Consider the following 17,373-nt stretch of genomic DNA (forward strand, 5'->3'; position numbering starts at 1 on the left):
GGGTCATCGCAAGATCCAGATCGCGGGCGACGGCGAGCAGTTCATCGCCGATCGCGCGGCGCGCGGGCTGTACGTCCGCCGCGCGCCAACCGAGTAGTTGTGACGTCAAGGCACCTTTACTAAGATCAGGCGGGTTGCTTGCCCCGCCTCGCCAGGATGCTGCCGCTCTGGCGGCCACCACCACGCTTCTGAACTGCTACCTGCGTGAGGGCGGTACGGCGACGTTCCGGGAGGACCAGGCGGTCTTCCCGGAGCTCGGAGTCGTCGCGGAGCTGGCCTACCGCTCGTCCACGCTGCACCACCGCTTCGGCGCCATCTCGGTCGACCCGACGGAGCTCGCGCGGAGGATCTCGCAGGCGCTGGACCCCGGCACCTCGCAGCAGGCGCTGCTGGACCGCGTCGAGACGAGCGTCAACTGCGTCTCCTCCTACGTCGAGGCCCGCGCGGACGACCTGGACCGCCTGTTCGCGCCCGAGCCGCTGTCATTCATCGACACCGACCAGGCGCTCGTCCTCGGCCACCCGCTGCACCCCACGCCGAAGGGCCTCAGCGGCCGCCTCGCGCAGTACGCGCCCGAGCTGCGCCCGCAGTTCGCGCTGCACTGGCTGTCGGTCGACGAGCGCATGGTCATGCACGACTCCGCGACCGGGAAGCCGGCGCCGCGCATGGCCGAGAAGCTGCTCGGCGCCCCCGCTCGCCCGGGCCGGATCCTGCTCCCGGTGCACCCGTGGGAAGCCGGCTTCCTCTCGCGCGCCGCCGCCGAGCTGTTCGCGTCCGGCGCGGTGATCGACCTCGGCCCGCAGGGCGAGCCCGTCACGCCCACCAGCTCCGTCCGCACGGTCTTCAACGACGACTGGCCGTACCAGCTCAAGTTCTCGCTGCACGCGCGCGTCACCAACTCGATGCGGGTGACGCTGCCGAAGGAGCTGCGCCGCGCGGTCGAGGCCAAGCGCCTCGACGAGACCGTCGTCGGCGAGCAGGCGCGGACCGCGGCGCCGCACCTGACCGTAGTCCACGACCCCGCGTACCTCTCGATCCCCGAGCACGACGGCTTCAGCGTCCTGTTCCGCGAGAACCGCTTCGAGGGCGACGTCTCCGCGCTCACCGTCCTCTGCCAGGACCACCCGTTCGGCGGCCGCTCCCGGCTCGCGAACCTGGCGAACGGCCGCGAGCGCGAGTGGTTCCAGGCGTACCTGGAGACCGTGATCGTCAGCCTCGTCCGGCTGTACCTGGACGTCGGCCTCACCTACGAGCCGCACCAGCAGAACACGCTGCTCCGGCTCGAGGACGGGATGCCCGCGCATGCGCTGATCCGCGACAGCCAGGGCTACTTCCATCGCGAGGCCGCGCACGCCGACATCACCGCCGTCCTGCCGCACCACGGTGAGGCGAGCGAGTCGATCTTCCCCGAGGCGCTCGCCGACGAGCGGCTCGTCTACTACCCGTTCCTCAACAACGCGCTGGGCGTGGTCGACGCGCTCGGCGCGGGCGGCGGGATCGACGAGCGGACGTTGCTCAAGGACCTGCGCGACGTGCTCGCCCGCGAGCGCAAGGCCGGCGGCCGTTACCCGCACACGCTGCTGGATCGCCTGCTCGACGACGCGACCTGGCCGTGCAAGGCCAACCTGCGCACGCGCCTGCACGACATGGACGAGCTCGTCGGGGACATCAGCACGCAGTCCGTCTACGTGACGATCCCGAACCCGCTCACGCCGAAGATCGAGCTGGTTGCGGCCGACGTGACGCACTACGCGCTGCTCGAGGCCTGGATGCGTGAGCCGCGCGTCGCCCAGTGGTGGGGCGAGCTCGACGACATCCACGTCTACATGGGCGCGCTGAGCCACGTCGAGCCGTGGGTCGTGTACGCCGACGGCGAGCCGATCGGCTACGTCGAGACCTACGACGTGATGGCCGACCCGCTGGCCAAGCAGTACGCCGCGCACCCCGACGACCGTGGCTTCCACATCCTGGTCGACGAACGCGCCGCCGGCACCGGCGTCCCCCGCGCGCTCGTCCGGCACCTCGTCGCGCAGAACGTGGGCCGGACCGTGTGCGAGCCGGACGTCCGCAACGCGCGCATGCTCGCCTTCTGCAAGTCCCTCGGCGGCGAGGTCGTCGCCGAGCTCGAGCTGCCGCACAAGCGCGCCGCGCTGGTGATGTGGGCATGAAGCAGCACGACGTCATCGGTGTCGGCCTCGGCCCCTTCAACCTCGGCCTCGCCGCGCTGCTGGACCCGCTCGACGACGTCGACGCCGTATTCTTCGACGACAAGGACGGCTTCGTCTGGCACCCCGGGCTGATGCTCCCGGACGCCGAGATCCAGGTCCCGTTCCTCGCCGACCTCGTCACGCTCGCCGATCCCACGAGCAAGTACTCGTTCCTGAACTACCTGCACGCGCAGGGCCGGCTCTACCGCTTCTACTTCCGCGAGCACTTCCACATCCTGCGGCGCGAGTTCGAGGCGTACTGCCGCTGGGTCGCCGAGCAGCTGTCCTCGGTGCGCTTCAACCATCGCGTGGACGCGATCCGGCCCGTGGACGGCGGCTGGGCGGTGTGGGCGCGGGGCGTCGAGTACCGCGCGAAGCACGTCGTGGTCGGCGTGGGCTGCGTGCCGACGATGCCCGCGTTCGCTCGCGAACTGACGCACTCCTCCGCCTACCTCGACGTGCGTGAGCAGGCGCTGGCCGCCGGCCGCGTCGCCGTGATCGGCTCCGGCCAGTCCGCGGCGGAGATCTTCGCCGACGTGCTCGAGCACGGCAACGGGCGCCTGGACTGGTTCACGCGCAGCGCGGGCTTCCTGCCGATGGAGTACTCCAAGCTCGGCCTGGAGCACTTCTCGCCCGAGTACACGGCGTACTTCCACGCGCTGCCGGAGGACAAGCGGGACGCCCTGCGCGCCGGCCAGGACCTGCTCTACAAGGGCATGTCGGCCGAGACGAGCGAGCGGATCTTCGACCTGCTCTACCGCCGCAGCATCGACGGCGAGCCGGACGTGCGCTACGCCGCGCGCTGCGAGCTGCGCGGGGTGGACAGCCGGCGCCTGCACTTCCACCAGCTCGACCAGGACGTCTCGTTCACGCACGAGGCCGACGTCACGATCCTGGCCACGGGCTACGAGCCCGCGCCGCTGCCGCTGCCCGGCCATCTGCTTGCGCGCGACAGCGCCGGGCGCCCCGTGGTGGAGCTGGACTACCGGCTGCGGCTCGCGGACGGCTCGCCCTCCACGCTCTTCGTCCAGAACGGCGAGCTGCACACGCACGGCGTCGGCGCGCCCGACCTCGGCCTCGGCGCGCACCGCAACGCGGTGATCGTGAACACGCTGCTGGGCCGGCCGGCGTACACGGTGCGGAAGCGCAACGTGTTCCAGAGCTTCGGCGCTGTGGCATGACGGTCTGGGAGCGGGCGAACCGCGAGCTGATCGCGAAGCTGCTGACGGAGCTGGAGTTCGAGGAGCTGCTCGCGCCGGACGTGGACGGCGACGCGTGGACGCTCGTGCTCGGCGACCTGACGCTGCACTACACGGCGCGGCGACGCTCGATGGGTCACGCGCGCGTCGATCCGTCCTCGCTGCGGGCGACGCAGAACGGCGCCGACATCGAGCTGCCCGACGCGGACATGATCGTCGCCATCGGCGCCCCCGCGCTCGGTGTCGACCCCTCGACAACGGCAGGCCTGATCGGCGAGATCGCGTCGACCCTGGTCAGCGACGCGCACCAGCTCGAGCGCGGTGCGCCCGCGGCCGAGCTGATCGACCTGGACCCGCTCGAGCTCGAGGGCGAGCTGCGCGGGCACCCGTGGATCGTCGCCTCCAAGGGCCGCGTCGGGTTCGGCGCGAGCGACCTGCGCCACTACGCACCCGAAGCGCACCGGCCGGTCCCCGTGTACTGGCTGGACGTGGCGGACGCGGACTGGCGTGGGCAGGACGTCGGGCGTCTCGTCCCTGTGCACCCGTGGCAGTGGGACCACCGGATCCAGCAGCTCTACGCGGGCGACATCGCGCGCGGGCGCATGCGCTTCCTCGGCGAGCGCGAAGGGCGCTGGCTGCCCCAGCAGTCCATCCGCACGCTCGGCGACGCGGACCATCCCGACCGCCACCACCTCAAGCTCGCGCTGTCGATCCTCAACACGAGCGTCTGGCGCGGCCTGCCACGCGACCGCACGCTCGCCGCGCCGCGGCTGTCCGCCTGGCTGCGGGAGCGCACCCTGAACGACGCGTTCCTGCGCGAGACGGGCGTGATCCTGCTCGGCGAAGTGGCGAGCGTGTCCGTCGCGCACCCGGCCTTCGAGGCCGTGGACGGCGTCCCGTACCAGCACACGGAGCTGCTCGGCGCGATCTGGCGCGAGTCGGTCGAGGCGTACCTCGGGCCGGACGAGCGCGCGATCTCGCTCGCCGCGCTGCTGCACCGCGACCCGGCGGGCGTGTCGTTCGTGGAGGCGCTGATCGAGCGCAGCGGGCTGGCGGTCGAGGACTGGGTCGCCCGCCTGCACGAGGTCACGCTCCCGCCGCTGCTGCACATGCTCTACCGCTACGGCGCGGCCTTCTCCCCGCACGCGCAGAACTGCATGCTCGTCCTGCGCGACGACGTGCCCACGCGGCTGGTGGTCAAGGACTTCGTGGACGACATGATGGTGTCCTCCGACCCGCTGCCGGAGCTCGCGGACATGCCGGACGACGTGCGCGCCGCACTGGGTGACGGCGTCGAGGCCGCGATCCTCGTGCAGTGGATCCAGGGTGGGCTGCTCGTGTGCGTGCACCGCTATCTCGCGGAGATCATGGAGGACCAGCTGGGCTTCCCCGAGGCGTCGTTCTGGGCGCTGGGCGAGCGGGCGGTCGCGCGCTACCAGTCGCGCTTCCCGGAGCTGGAGGATCGCTTCGCGCTGTTCGACATGGAGGCGCCCGCGTTCGTGAAACTGTGCCTGAATCGCGTGCGAATGCTCGAGCGCGGCTACAAGGACGCCGCCGAGCGACCGGTCGCCGCGGCCGTCGGCTGGATCACGAACCCGTTGGCGCCATGACCGAGAGTCACTCCGAGCTGGCCGTCCACACCGAGTTCGAGGCCGCGCTGGATCGCAAGCTGTGGGCGCGGCCCGCGCTGCCCGAGTACGACACGCAGCTGCTGCACAACTGGATGCACAAGCCGCACGTCGTCCCTTTCTGGGCGATGGACTGGCCCGAGGACTGGATTCGCGACTACCTCGTGCGCCAGAACGAGGACCCCGCGCGCTCGCCGCTGCTCGGCTATGTCGACGACATGGCGGTCGGCTACATCGAGGTCTACGACCCGGCACGCGATGTACTGGGCGCGCACGCCCCGATCCTCCCCGGCGACATCGGCGCGCACGTGCTGATCGGCGACGAGGAGCACCTCGGCCGCTACTCCGTGGCGATCGGCCGTGCGGTCGTGCGGTTCCTGTTCAAGCGCCCGGGCGTGCTGCGGATCGTCGGCGAGCCCGACGTGCGCAACCACAACTTCCTCTCGCTGCTCGCCTTCCTCGGCTTCCGCAAGCAGGAGGAGATCGACCTGCCCGACAAGCGGGCGGCGTTCATGGTCTGCGAGCGCGAGGACTTCGAGCGGCTGAGCGCGCGCCGCCGGCGCGTCTCGGCATGAGTCTCGCCCTCACGGGCGTCGTCAAGCGCTACGGCGAGCGGGTGGCGCTGGACGGCGTGGACTTCTCCGTGCCCGCGGGGGCCGTGGTGGCGCTGCTCGGGCCGAACGGCGCGGGCAAGTCGACGCTGGTCTCGATTGCCGCGGGGTTGCTGGCGCCCGACTCCGGGTCGGTCAGCGTTCGCGGTCGGCCCGGGCTCGCGCCCCAGGAGATCGGGATCTACCCGTCGCTGACCGTGCGCGAGAACCTGTGGGCGTTCGCGGAGCTCTACGGCGTGTCGCGCCGCCGGGCGGAGCGATGGCTGGAGCCGTTCGTGCTGACCGAGCTGGCCGACCGCCCGGCGGGACGACTGAGCGGCGGCGAACAGCGGCGCCTGCACACGGCGATCGCGGTCGTGCACCGGCCCAAGCTCGTGTTGCTGGACGAGCCGACGGCGGGCGCGGACACGCAGACCCGCAGCGCGATCCTCGACGCGGTCCGCGGGCTGGCGGGCGACGGCGCCGCGGTCGTCTACACCACGCACTACCTGCCGGAGATCGAAGAGCTCGGCGCCGACGTCGCGCTGCTCGAGCGCGGCCGGATCATCGCGTCCGGCACGATCGAGGAGCTGGTCGCGCGCCACGCGGAGTCGCTCGTGGAGATCACCTACACGGACGGGCGCACCGAGCGCCGGCCGGGCACGTCGCTGCACGGGCTCGGCGACGACGTGGTCCGCGCCGAGGTCATCCGACCGTCGCTGGAATCCGCGTACCTGGCGCTGACGGGCCGTCGGAGCGCCGAATGATCCGCAACGAGCTCCGACTCCTGCGCCACGATCCCGTGCCCGCCGCGGTGCTCGTCGGCATGCCGCTCGTGCTGATGACGCTGCTCAGCGACGCGATGAAGTCCACGCTCGCGGCGGGCGGCCACGAGGGCGCGCCCGGCTCGGCGCAGACCGTGCCGGGCATGGCGTGCGTGTTCGCGTCGTTCGCGATCGCGGTCGTCGGGTTCGCGATCTTCCGCGAGCACGGCTGGCGCACGTGGCCGCGGCTGCGCGCTGCAGGGCTCTCCGGCCGGAAGCTCATCGGCGGCAAGCTCGCCGTGCCCGCCCTGCTCGTCACCGCGCAGCACGTGGTGCTGTTCGGCTTCGGCGTGCTCTTCCTGGACCTGGAAGTGAGCGGCTCGTGGCTCGCCGTGATCTTCATCGCCGCGCTGTTCGCGACGCTCGTGCTGGTGGCCGGATTGGCGGCGGCCGCCGCGCTCTCGACGATCCAGCAGGTCAACGCGGTCACGAACCTCGGGGCGATGGCGCTCGGCGGGCTCGGCGGCGGTTTCGTCCCGGTCGACTCGCTGCCCGAGTGGGTCCAGCCGATCGCGCCCCTCTCCCCCGTCTACTGGGCGATGGACGGCTACGAGACCGCGATCCTCGAGGGCGGCGGCGTCGGCGACGTGCTCGGCCCGCTGGCCGTGCTCGCCGCGTTCACCGCCGTCTTCGCGGGGATCGCGCTGTGGCGTTTCAAGCTGGACGCGCCCAAGCGCACCTGGGGCTAGCCCGGAAGCGTCTCCGTGTCCTTGACGACGCCCTCGGTCCGGATCGTCTGCAGCCAAGGCTTGGAGACGTCATCGCGGTAGTGGATGAAGGCGAGCGGCCGACCGGTCTCCGGGTTGACGATCAGCTCGACGCCGATGCCCTCGTGGCTGTCCTGATCGCCGTCCGCCGCGACGGCGACGCCGGGCCGGCCCAGCGGGTCGGTCACGTTGCCCACGAGCTGCATCCCGGGCAGTCCGGACAGGAAGCTGAAGACGGCGCGCAGCACCTCGGGCGGCGTTCCGCGCTCGTCCGTGACCATCTGCATCGCGACCAGCACGTAGTCGCGCGTGGTCGGCTCGCGCTTGTCCAGCCGGACCCCCATCGCGCGCTCGCGCAGCTCGGCCGCGAGGGCCTTGGGCTCGGTCGGGAGCTCGGACATCGCCGGCAACGGCTTCGCGCCGGGCGGGAGACGCTTGGCCGCGGCGCCGAGCGGGTCGTCCGTGCGCAGCTTGCCGTGGAGGATCGCCACCTCGCGCCCCTTGTCGTCCGCGTTCGCCCAGTAGCGCAGGTCGAGCCCCTCGTCATCGCCCTTGGCCTTGCGCTGGACGACGCGCACGGCGTAGTACTCGCCGGCCCCGAGCGTCGGCAGCGGCTGCGGCTGGAAGTCGCGCAGCACGGTCTTCGCCGTGGCGATCTCCGGCCGCGTCGGCGCGCCGCTCGGAGCGAACGCGACCGCCGCCGCGGCGGCCGCGGTCGTCACCAGCGCGAGCGCGGGGAGCTTGCGCGAGCGCCGGGGGCGCGGCGTGACGATGAGGTCGTTGACGCGCTCGTGGGTGCGAGCGCGGGCGCTCGCGAGCTGCTCGTCGGTCAGGGTGTCGATCATCGTGCGCCTCCGAGGTGGGCGGTGAGCTGGCGGCGCGCGCGATGGATGCGCGAGCGGACGGTGCCGAGGGGGATGTCCAGCGCGTGGGCGACGTCCTCGTAGGCGAGGTCGCCCCATACGTGGAGCAGGAACGCGTCGCGGTCGCGCCGGGCGAGCGCGGTGAGGCCCGCGAACAGGTCCGGGTCGAAGTCGGCGCGGACGTGCTCCGCCGGCGCGCCTTCGTTGACGACGCGCTGGTAGAGCTGGAGCTGGCGGCGCTCCGCGCGGCGGTGGCTGGCCACGGCGCGCGTGGCGATCCCCAGCAGCCACGGGCGGGCGCTCTCGTAGCGCGCGTCGAACTTCCCACGCTTGCGGAACGCGGTCACGAAGACCTCCTGCGCGAGGTCCTCGGCGGTGTCGGGCCCGACGCGGCGCGCGAGGAACCCGGCGACGGCGTCGAAGTGCCGGTCCACCACGGCGTGGAAGCGCTGCGGCGGACCGGCGAGGTCGGCGGCGTCCGGTGAGGGCACCGGCGCCGCATCTATGGGAATGGTCACGGCCATCTACGCACTGATAGGCGCATTCTGGCCGCGAAAGTTCACGACTTGCGCGTGACTTTCTTGGTCGCCTTGGCGATCGTCTTCTTCGTGCCGCCCTCCCACATGGCGCAGCGCAGCGGCGTGCCGGCGCAGACGAAGCCCCAGCGCTTGTCGTGCGCCGTCGAGGAGCCGCGCATCAGCCACGTGCCGTCGGTGCGCCGCTCGACCGTGCGGGTGATGACGCCACGGGCGATGGCGGTCGCGTCGACGGTGAACGTCGCGCTCGTCGCGCCGTGACGCTGCAGGAGGCGGACTTCGTCCGCGGCGTCGCCGACGATCGCGAGGCAGTCCTCCCCTTCGGGGATCTGCGTCCACGTGCACGTGAACGTGTGGCCATTGTCGAGCGTCGCGGTCCCGGTGAGTGTCGGCGCGGCGGCGGCGGGCGCCGTGACGGCGGCGAAGGCGAGGGCGGTGGTGATGAGGAGCTTCTTCATGCCCTCGAGTCGGTGTGGACAGCACGATCGTGACGTCGAAAACCGCGTGTCACGATTGCGCCTCCTCGCACGACTTCCCTCGATGACCGACCTCTTCTCCCCTCACCGTGACGCGGTCGTGCGCTCGCTGGAGCGCCGCTTCGGGAACCGCGAGCTGGCCGAGGACGCGGTCCAGGACGCGCTCGCCGCGGCGCTCGCGTGCGACGAGGCGCCGGCGAACCCGAAGGCGTGGCTGCACGTCGTCGCGCACCGGCGCGCGGTCGACGCGTTGCGCGGCCACCGTGAGGCGCCGCACGCCGAGCTGCCGGAGGTCGCCGTGTGCGACGTCGCCGAGGTCGCCGTGCTGCGCGAGCGCGTGCGCAACGTGCTCGGCGCGCTGCACGCGATCCCGCGCCGGCAGCGCGAGGCGCTCCTGCTGCGCTCGCTCGAGGATCGCTCGTACGAGGAGATCGGCGCGCGGCTGGAGGTCGAGCCCGAGAACGCGAAGCAGCTCGTCTCGCGCGGGCGGCGCTCGCTCCGGCGCCGCGTGGCCGGGCTGGTGCCCGCGCCGCTGCTCGCCCGTCTCGCCGAGCTGCTGCAGGTCGCGACCGGCACCGCCGCCGGGCGCACGTGCGCGGGGTTGTGCGTGGCCGCGGGCGCGTTCGCGTCGCTCAGCGTGGAGGCGCCGGTCGTGCGTCAGATCGCGAGCGTGCCGAGCGCCACCCCGGAGGCGACGTCGACCGCCACGCCGGAACGCAGGCCGCCGGTGAGCAGGGAGCGCCAGAAGACGCCGAAGCCCGTCGCGACCGCGACGGCCACGTGGACGCCGACCGCCACGCCCACACCGGCCCGGACCGCGGCGCCGACGCCGACCGCGACCCGCACGCCGCAGCCGTCGAGCGAGGACGAGCTCGTCGTGCCGCAGCCGACGCCGACCCCCGCGCCCGAAGGTCAGTCGGCGGCGATGCGCAAGCTCATGACCTGCCCGCGGACCCAAGCCGCGCTGCAGGCCTGCCACGCCGAGTTCCGCGAGTGGGCGACCGAGGAGAGCAAGCGCCTGAAGGCGCCCAAGGCCAAGCGCGACTACCCGAGCGCGGGCAGCAACAAGGCCAGCTGACGCGACTGCGCGACGAGCGTCCCGTCCGCCGTCCACAGCTCGCCGTCCTCCTCGAAGTAGCCGTCGCGAGCCAGCTTCGACGTGAAGCGGGCGAGCAGCGGACCCGTGACCGGGAGCGGCGCGCGGAAGTGCACGGTGAGGTCGATCGTCGGCGCGGGGTGCAGCGCGGTGAGCCGCGGCCAGATCGCCGGGTAGTAGCCGTCGGCCATCACGCACATCGCCGGGCCGTCGAGCGGGCGTCCGTCGCGGAAGCCGATCCAGCCGCCGACCACGGACGCGTCCGCGCCGGTGAACGGCGCCGCCCCGAAGCGCGGCTGCATGATCATCTGGTGCGTGAAGGGCGGCGCGCCCGGGAGCGGCTCCTGCTCGGCGGACGGCGGCGGGACGTCCGGCATCGGCAGCTCGCCCACGTCCGGCGCGTCGTAGGCGCCGGCGTAGGCGCCGAGCCCGAGCGCGACCGGCTTGCCGTCCTGCTCGAGCCGGCCGGTGACGGTCGACATCGAGCGTCCGGCGCGTTCCACCGTGACCTGGGTCTGCACCGGTCCGATCGCGGGCGGGCGCAGGAAGTGCACCGTCAGCGAGCGCGCCTGCCGCCCGGCCGCGCGCTCCATCGCCTGAGCCAGGATCGCCATCACGTACCCACCGTGGGGGCCGCGCGCGGTCATCCACCCGTCGGCGATCGCGCCGTTGCCGTCCGCGTCGAGCGCGATGTCCTCGTCGAAGCTCATCCGCGCCCACTATGCCGGTAGCCTCGACGACATGACGCACCCGGAGCTGCCGATCACCACCGCGCTCGAGCTGCCCGGGCTCGTGATCCGCGAGAACCTCGGCGTCACGTTCGGCCTCGTCGTGCGCAGCATGGGGCTCACGCGCACGGTCACGGCGAGCTTCAAGTCGCTGCGCCAGGGCGAGGTGTCGCAGTACACGGACCTGCTCGAGGACGCGCGCCGGCACGCGGTCGACCGGCTCGTGGCGAACGCCAAGCTGCTGGGCGCGACCGGGATCGTGGCGATGCGCTTCGACTCGTCGGAGATGGGCAACGGGCTCACGGAAGTCGTCGCCTACGGCACGGCGGTCGTGGTCGAGCGTGCCGAGCCCTGAGCAGGAGCACGTCGCGGCGGTGCTCGGCCGCCACTACGCGGCCGACCGGCTGGACGCCGCGGAGCTGGACCGGCGGCTGGACCTCACGTTCGGTGGGGCGTTGAACGAGGCCCTCGAAGGCCTCCCGCCGCTCGCCGCCACCGAGCCGCGCCGACGGCGCTGGGGACGCCGCCACGGCGAGGCGGACGTCGCCGACCCGTCCTGGCTGCCCACGAAGGAGCGCTTCATCGACCCGGGGACTCAACGGGTCATGCGCGTCTGGGTCGACCCCGCCGACCACGCGCGCCACTACGTCCAGGACTAGGTCTGGAACAGCACGACGGCGATGGCGGCGTCACCGTCGTGCGACAGCGAGACGCTCGTCGTGCACGTGCCGACCGCCTGCGCGACCGCGCCGTGCAGGACGAGGCGTGGGCGGCCGTAGCCGTCGTCGATCAGCTCGATCTCGCGCAGGTCGACGCTGCCGAGCAGCGGCGGCTGGTGCAGGCGCGCGCCCGACCAGGCCTTCAGGAACGCCTCCTTGGCGGCGAAGCGCGCGGCGAGGCGGTGCGGCTCGCGCGCCTTCTGCTCGCGCGGCGTGAACGTGTGGGTGACGAAGCCGGACGCGGTGTCCTCGAGCTGCTGGGCGAAGCTCGGGACGTTGACGAGATCGACGCCGACGGTCATCGGTCGAGCAGGAGCGTGGCTTCGGTGTCCCGGTCCAGCGTGCGCGGGCGGCGGACCTGCGGCGGCTTGCCGACACGCATCTGCAGCCGACGGAGCACCCCTTCGGCGCGGCGGCGGCCGGCACGGCGCAGGTAGTCGGCGCGGGCGTCCTCCGGGATCGCGGCGTGGAACGTGTCCGGGTGCGCGATGGCGAGGATCGCGGACACGTGGCCGAACCCGAGGCTCGCGATCAGCGCGGCGCGCAGCGGCTCGGCGAGCGTGATCGGGCGGTCGCCGAGCGCGAGGTGGCGGTTCTCGCGCAGGAGCGGGTCGACGCTCTCCAGGTTGCGGTTGCCGGGGATGCGGCCGGTTTCGAGCATGCGCAGGACCCCGTCGAGCTGCCACGCCGCGGCGCCGCCCTTCGCGTGGCCGGTGACCGTCTTTTGGGAGACGACGAGCAGCGGGTTGCCCGGGGTGCGCTTCAGCTTGGTCTGGAGACGGTCGTGGAGGTCGGCCTCGTTCGGGTCGTTCATGTCCGTCGAGGTGTCGTGCTTGGAGACGACGCCGATGTCGTCGGCGGTCAGTCCGTGCCGCGCGAGCGCGTGCTGGAGCGGCCGCGCGGCGGCGAGCGCGCCGAGGCCCGGCGCCGGGATGCTCGTGTGCAGGCCGTCGGCGAACGAGCCCGCATAGGCGAGCACGCCGCGCACCGGCAGGCCGAGCGCCAGCGCGACGTCCCCGCGTACGACCAGCTGCGCGCCGCCGCCCTGGGCTTCGACGAAGCCGGCGCGGCGCGTGTCGTTCGCGCGGGACGCCTCGTGCGGCGCGAGACCCATCGCCTCCAGGTCCTCCGACGACGCCGTCGCGCCCATGTCCGCGAAGCCGATCATGCCCTCGGGCGTGAGGTCGTCGAAGCCGCCCGCGAGCACCGCTAGCGCCTTCCCGGAGGTGATCTTGTCGAACGCGACCTCGAGGCTGACCGCGGCGGTCGCGCACGCGCCGACCGGGTGGATCATCGGGCCGTACGAACCGAGGTAGGTCTGCACGGCGTGGGCCGCGACGACGTTGCCGAGCGACTCCTGCACGCGGTCGTTCTGGCGTTCGGCGTCGAGCAGGTGGTCGAGCAGCAGGCGGCGCAGCGAGGCCATCCCGCCCATGCCGGCGCCCTGGGTGTTCGCGACGTCCGCCGGGTGGACGTGGTCGAGCAGCTCCTCGGGCGTGAGGCCGGCGTCGGCGAAGGCCTCGACCGTGGCCGCGAGGTTGATCAGCGCCATCCGGTCGGCGGTCGCGATCAGGTCGGTCGGGACGCCGTGGCGCGCGAGGTCCAGCCCCGTCGGCAGCTGGCCGGCGACGCGGCGGGTCTGCGCGACGATGCGCGGGACGCGGATCTGGCCGCTGAGCGTGACGAGGATGCGCTCGCCGTCCTTGCGCACGCTCGCGCCCTCGTAGCTGCGCGCTTCCTCCTCGGAGGCGGCCTCGAACGTGATCGGCTGCTCGAGCGTGACCGGCGCCAGGACGGTGTGGCCGTCGGCGTCGATCGTGCCGTCGGACTCGAGCGCGCGGACGCCGATCCGCCGCGCCACCTCCTCCGCGTAGCGCGCGGCGAGCTCCTCCTCGCGCACCTCGTCCTTGGTCGCCGCGTCGATCCAGCGGCCGCGGTAGTGCTCGAGCTCGTAGGTGACGAGCCCGGTCAGCCACGCGAGCTCGGCGACGACGCCGGGCGAGTCCAGCTCGTCGAACTCCAGCGCGAAGCGGCTGCGGCCGGTGCCGCCCGGGCCGAGCTCCCCGGCGCCGACGATCACGACCAGCTCGGCCGGGTCGAGCGCGTGCGGCGGCGCGGGCTGAGGCGTACGCGGCGCGGCGTCGGTTCCGGGGCTCGGCAGCGCTTCCAGGAGGTCTTCGTCGGCCGCCGGCGTGAGCGCGGTGCGCAGCGCGTGTGCGCGTGCGGTGCGGGCGGAGCGCTCGCGCAGCTCGTCGGCGAGCGGCTGCAGCGCGGCGCGCAGGTCCTCGACCTGGGTCATCCCGCCGGACAGGTCGATCTCGCCGGCGTGCCGGGTCACGAGCAGGCCGGTCAGCAGCCACGCCATCTCGGCGGTGCTGAACGTGCGCAGGCCCAGGCGCTCCTCGACGAGCGGCGCGATCGCGTCGTTGCCGGCCATCAGGTTCGTGCCGCGGACCCAGCCGATCTTCGGCGCGATCACCGTCGTGTTCGCACCCCACGCCTCGGAGCGCGCGCGCTTGAGCAGCACCTCGAGCGCGGCCTTCGTCTCCCCGTACGGGCCGTCGCCGCCGAACGCGCCGTGGTTGGGGCTGAGCGGGAGCAGGACCGTCGGCGGCGTGAGGGCGCCGACCAGCCGCTGCACGCCGAGCAGCTGGAGCCGGATCGCGGTCTCGAACGCCGCGCCCGCCTCGTCCGCGGTGCCCGTCGTCGACAGCGCCGCGAACGGCACGACGATCGTCGGCGTGAGCGGGTCCATCCGCAGGTCCTCGCGCCCGCGCCGGCCGCCACCCGGATGCCGCAACCAGTCGCACAGCGCGTCGATGTCCTGGAAGGAAGCGAGGTTCGCGGGCACCACGTGCAACTCCGCGCCCGGCCCGGCGCTCGTCCGGTACAGCTCGCGATAGAACCGCCGCCGCTCCGGCGTGTCGGTCGAGGTCGTCACGACGACCCGCGCGCCGCCCCGCAGCAGCCGCTTGACGAGCTCCGCCCCGATCGACCCGGGCGCGGCGCCGGTGACGAGCGCGGTCTCCCCGCGCAGATCCGGCGAGACCTTCAGCGACACGGCGAGCTCGGCGACGAGCGCCTCGGGCACCTCGCGCAGCAGCTCGAGCAGCCGCTCCTCGTCGGGCTCGGCGCCGACGACTGGCACGCCGGCATCGTCGAGCTGGACCGTCGGCCGCTCGCCACGCAACGGCAACCCCGGCCACGTTTCTAAAGAGGGACTGTCCCTCTTTAGCGACAGATGTCGCGTTTTCGGTGTGAGGCGGGCCAGCTCGACCGCGATCTCGGGCCGGTCCTGCTCCGCGGCGCGCCCGGCGAGCCAGCGCGCGGTCTCCACGACCTGCGGCACGTCGCGATGGGCGACGAGGCGATCGAGCTCCGCGTGCAGCTCCGTGGTGGACAGGCGGCCGGCCAGCGCGTCGTGGTAGGCCGTGACGAGGTCCCAGCGGGCGCTCGCCCACGCCGACGTGAAGCGCACGTGGCGGCGCGCGTCGAAGCGCGGCGCGATCTCCGTGGCGCGTTCGGTGCCGAGCTCGGCGTCGAGCAGGGCGAGGCGGTTGGCGTCGGGATCGGGGTCCGTGAGCGGCTCGCCCACCGGTGCGAACGGGCGGCCGAGCGCATCCGCGAGGGTGCGCGCCGAGTCCAGCAGCGCGTCCTCGAGCGCGGGGTTCGCGACTGCGACCGGAGCGACGACTTCGATGGCCGCGGGCCGTGTGAGCGGAACCTTCAGGTCGGCCGCGGTCAACTCCAGCGCGCGGTCGAGCACGTCTGGCCCGGGGCTCAGCCGCGCGAGGTCGCCGCCGCGCGCGGACGGGCCGGGCCGCGTGTCCAGCGCGACCCGCGCGAAGACGTGGTCGGTGAGGCCGGGCGGGAGCCCGAGGTCGCTGCGCGGGACGCCCGCGCGGGTGAGGCCGGTCGCCAGCGCGTCCTTCAGGTACGGGCCGGGGAACCGGTACGCCGCGCCCTGCTCGCGCAGGCTCTTGACGAGCTCGCCGATCGTCTGGCGCTGCACGCCCTCGGCGCCCGAGAGCCCGAACTCGCGACCGAGGTCGATCAGCACCTGGTTGCGCCGCGACGACACGCCCTGAAAAAGCTCGTCGACCGACTCGGCCGGGTCGAGCTGGTCGAGCCGCACGCGCGCCTGGAGCGCGAGCACGAGCTCGAGCGCGTCGCCCGCGTCGACGGGGCGATCCACGAAGGTGCCCGTGGCGAGGCCGGCGCCGGCCGCGTGCGGCGCTCCCGCCGGCGGCGAGCCCGTCTGGGGTGGGCTCGCCGCACCGGCGGACGCCGTCGCTCGCATGGACTCGGCGCGAGCGGACGCGTCCGCCCCGGCGGGCACCGCCGCCGGGGCGGGCGCCTCCGCTCGCTCCATCACCACGTCTCGGTCCTGCTCGGCGTGGAGCAGCTCCACGTTCGTCACGGTCTTGCGCGCCAGGCCGGTCAGCACCGCGGCGTGCGCGGGCGCGAGCTCCAGGAAGCGGTCGACGTGCGCGGCCAGCTCCTCCTGCGTCTCGATCCAGCGCACGGGCGAGGCGAGCTGCTCCGACAGCAGCTCCACCACGTCGTCGCCGGGCGCGAACGGCCGCGCGATGACGTTCGGGACCCAGCGGCCGGGCAACACGCTCGCGTCGATGCCCGCCGCCTCGACGTGCGGGCGGAACGTCTCGACCGCGCCGCGCAGGTGCGACGAGTGGAACGGCACGTCGATGCCCGGCACGACCCGGCCGTACCGGGCGATCGCCTCGGCCGTGCCGACGATCGCGTACTGGTCGGGCGCGTTGAGGTTGACGACCTCGACGTCGTCCCCGAGCCCCTCGAGCGACTTGACGACCGCGAGCCGGAAGGGCGAGGCGCCGTCCGCGTCACGCGGGACGTGCGCCTGCATCGCGAGCCCGCGCTGCCACACGAGCGTCAGCGCCGCTTCGAGCGAGAGCGCGCCGAGCGCGACCAGCGCCGCGAACTCGCCGACGCTGTGCCCGGCCACGATCCGCGGCTCCCCCACCGCGCCGGCCTCGCGCAGCTCCGCGAGCTGCGCGGCCGCCAACGCGACCAGGGCCGGCTGCGTGAACTCGGTGCGGAACAGGACGCCGTCGGGGTGCCGTGCGACGCGCCCGTCCGCGAGCCGCAGCTCGCGCGGGTTGGCCTCGACGACCTCCAGCAGCGAGAAGCCCAGCGCGGCGCGGGTGTGCGCGTCGGCGCGCGTCCACACCGCACGCGCGGCACGCGAGCGGGCCCGGCCTTCCGCCCCGAGCCCGGCTCGCTGAATCCCCTGCCCGGGGAAGATGAGCGCGGTCGGCGCCGTGTCGATGACCGCCTCGCCGAGCGCGACGTCCGTCTCGCCCACCCGCACGCGCACCTGCACGACGCGCCGCCCGTCGACGATCGCGACCCGCGTCGCCTCGAAGTCCAGCGGCGCCCCGAGCGCGACCGGCGCCAGGAACGAGACCCGCCACTCCCGCAGCCGCTCGGCGTCCCCGTCGCACAGTGCGTCGACGACGAACGCGGACGCCCGCGCAGCCGTCCACGCCCCGTGCACGATCGGCCGCTTGAGCCCCGCGAGCCGCGCCGCGAGCACGGACCGATGGAGCGGATTGCGATCGCCCCCGACCCGCGCGAACGCGTCCATCGACGCCGGCGCCACGTCCTCGGCGGTCGCGAGCACGACGGCGGGCCGCGCGTGCCGCTCGGCCGCGGGCGTGGCGAGCAGGTCGAGCACGGCCGCGACCGGGTTGGCGGCCGGCAAGGCCGCACCGGTGGCCGAGCCGGACGTGGCCGAGGCCCCGCCTGTCGCGTCCGCGCC

The 17,373-nt window shown here is 73.5% G+C and carries 15 protein-coding genes; 9 read left to right on the forward strand and 6 right to left on the reverse strand.

The window, feature by feature from the left end; translation table 11 throughout:
* The first annotated feature begins 134 nt into the window (after nt 1-134).
* From OJ997_RS34215 to OJ997_RS34240, 6 genes are read left to right on the forward strand one after another with little or no spacing between them, the layout of a single operon-like run.
* Nucleotides 135-2,168 (forward strand): GNAT family N-acetyltransferase, encoded by a 2,034-nt coding sequence (locus tag OJ997_RS34215; RefSeq protein WP_270029927.1) that lies wholly within the window; start codon nt 135-137, stop codon nt 2,166-2,168.
* Nucleotides 2,165-3,388, forward strand: coding sequence for a lysine N(6)-hydroxylase/L-ornithine N(5)-oxygenase family protein (locus OJ997_RS34220; RefSeq protein WP_270029928.1), 1,224 nt, complete (start codon nt 2,165-2,167; stop codon nt 3,386-3,388). Before OJ997_RS34215 ends, OJ997_RS34220 begins: the two co-directional genes overlap by 4 nt.
* Nucleotides 3,385-5,016, forward strand: coding sequence for an IucA/IucC family protein (locus tag OJ997_RS34225; RefSeq protein ID WP_270029929.1), 1,632 nt, complete (start codon nt 3,385-3,387; stop codon nt 5,014-5,016). Before OJ997_RS34220 ends, OJ997_RS34225 begins: the two co-directional genes overlap by 4 nt.
* Complete coding sequence (locus tag OJ997_RS34230; RefSeq protein WP_270029930.1) at nt 5,013-5,609, forward strand: GNAT family N-acetyltransferase; 597 nt, start codon at nt 5,013-5,015, stop codon at nt 5,607-5,609. The genes OJ997_RS34225 and OJ997_RS34230 overlap by 4 nt, the downstream gene beginning before the upstream one ends.
* Nucleotides 5,606-6,391, forward strand: coding sequence for an ABC transporter ATP-binding protein (locus OJ997_RS34235; protein WP_270029931.1), 786 nt, complete (start codon nt 5,606-5,608; stop codon nt 6,389-6,391). Before OJ997_RS34230 ends, OJ997_RS34235 begins: the two co-directional genes overlap by 4 nt.
* Nucleotides 6,388-7,137 carry an ABC transporter permease gene (locus tag OJ997_RS34240; RefSeq protein WP_270029932.1) on the forward strand — a complete coding sequence of 250 codons (750 nt, stop codon included), beginning with the start codon at nt 6,388-6,390 and terminating at the stop codon, nt 7,135-7,137. Before OJ997_RS34235 ends, OJ997_RS34240 begins: the two co-directional genes overlap by 4 nt.
* Here OJ997_RS34240 and OJ997_RS34245 read toward each other — a convergent pair.
* Genes OJ997_RS34245 through OJ997_RS34255 form a run of 3 tightly spaced genes read right to left on the reverse strand, consistent with a single transcriptional unit; the run spans nt 7,134 to nt 9,012 of the window.
* Nucleotides 7,134-8,000 (reverse strand): hypothetical protein, encoded by an 867-nt coding sequence (locus OJ997_RS34245; RefSeq protein ID WP_270029933.1) that lies wholly within the window; start codon nt 7,998-8,000, stop codon nt 7,134-7,136. The two genes, OJ997_RS34240 and OJ997_RS34245, sit on opposite strands and share 4 nt — an antisense overlap.
* On the reverse strand, nt 7,997-8,542 hold the full coding sequence (locus OJ997_RS34250) for an RNA polymerase sigma factor (RefSeq protein WP_270029934.1): 546 nt from the start codon (nt 8,540-8,542) through the stop codon (nt 7,997-7,999). Before OJ997_RS34250 ends, OJ997_RS34245 begins: the two co-directional genes overlap by 4 nt.
* A gap of 35 nt (nt 8,543-8,577) precedes the next feature.
* Complete coding sequence (locus OJ997_RS34255; protein ID WP_270029935.1) at nt 8,578-9,012, reverse strand: hypothetical protein; 435 nt, start codon at nt 9,010-9,012, stop codon at nt 8,578-8,580.
* 82 nt (nt 9,013-9,094) lie between these two features.
* Between OJ997_RS34255 and OJ997_RS34260 the strand changes: the two genes are divergently transcribed.
* The gene (locus OJ997_RS34260; protein WP_270029937.1) at nt 9,095-10,108 is read left to right on the forward strand and encodes an RNA polymerase sigma factor; all 1,014 of its coding nucleotides are present in this window, start codon (nt 9,095-9,097) and stop codon (nt 10,106-10,108) included.
* On the opposite strand, the gene OJ997_RS34265 is transcribed toward OJ997_RS34260, so the two are convergent.
* On the reverse strand, nt 10,075-10,836 hold the full coding sequence (locus OJ997_RS34265; protein ID WP_270029938.1) for a thioesterase family protein: 762 nt from the start codon (nt 10,834-10,836) through the stop codon (nt 10,075-10,077). The two genes, OJ997_RS34260 and OJ997_RS34265, sit on opposite strands and share 34 nt — an antisense overlap.
* A 31-nt stretch (nt 10,837-10,867) precedes the next feature.
* Here OJ997_RS34265 and OJ997_RS34270 point away from each other — a divergent pair, with 31 nt between their 5' ends.
* Together OJ997_RS34270 and OJ997_RS34275 are read left to right on the forward strand one after the other, a co-directional pair.
* Entirely contained in the window at nt 10,868-11,209 is a 342-nt protein-coding gene (locus OJ997_RS34270; protein ID WP_270029939.1) for a YbjQ family protein, read from the forward strand.
* Nucleotides 11,196-11,513 (forward strand): DUF1707 domain-containing protein, encoded by a 318-nt coding sequence (locus OJ997_RS34275; protein ID WP_270029940.1) that lies wholly within the window; start codon nt 11,196-11,198, stop codon nt 11,511-11,513. The genes OJ997_RS34270 and OJ997_RS34275 overlap by 14 nt, the downstream gene beginning before the upstream one ends.
* Here the strand turns inward: OJ997_RS34275 and OJ997_RS34280 are convergent.
* Together OJ997_RS34280 and OJ997_RS34285 are read right to left on the reverse strand one after the other, a co-directional pair.
* A complete protein-coding gene (locus OJ997_RS34280) occupies nt 11,510-11,875 on the reverse strand; it encodes a holo-ACP synthase (protein WP_270029941.1) in 366 nt (121 codons plus the stop codon). The genes OJ997_RS34275 and OJ997_RS34280 overlap by 4 nt on opposite strands.
* The gene (locus OJ997_RS34285; protein WP_270029943.1) at nt 11,872-17,316 is read right to left on the reverse strand and encodes a type I polyketide synthase; all 5,445 of its coding nucleotides are present in this window, start codon (nt 17,314-17,316) and stop codon (nt 11,872-11,874) included. Before OJ997_RS34285 ends, OJ997_RS34280 begins: the two co-directional genes overlap by 4 nt.
* Nucleotides 17,317-17,373 lie beyond the last annotated feature (57 nt).

The sequence above is a fragment of the Solirubrobacter phytolaccae genome (assembly GCF_027587195.1).
Classification (GTDB): Bacteria; Actinomycetota; Thermoleophilia; order Solirubrobacterales; family Solirubrobacteraceae; genus Solirubrobacter; species Solirubrobacter phytolaccae.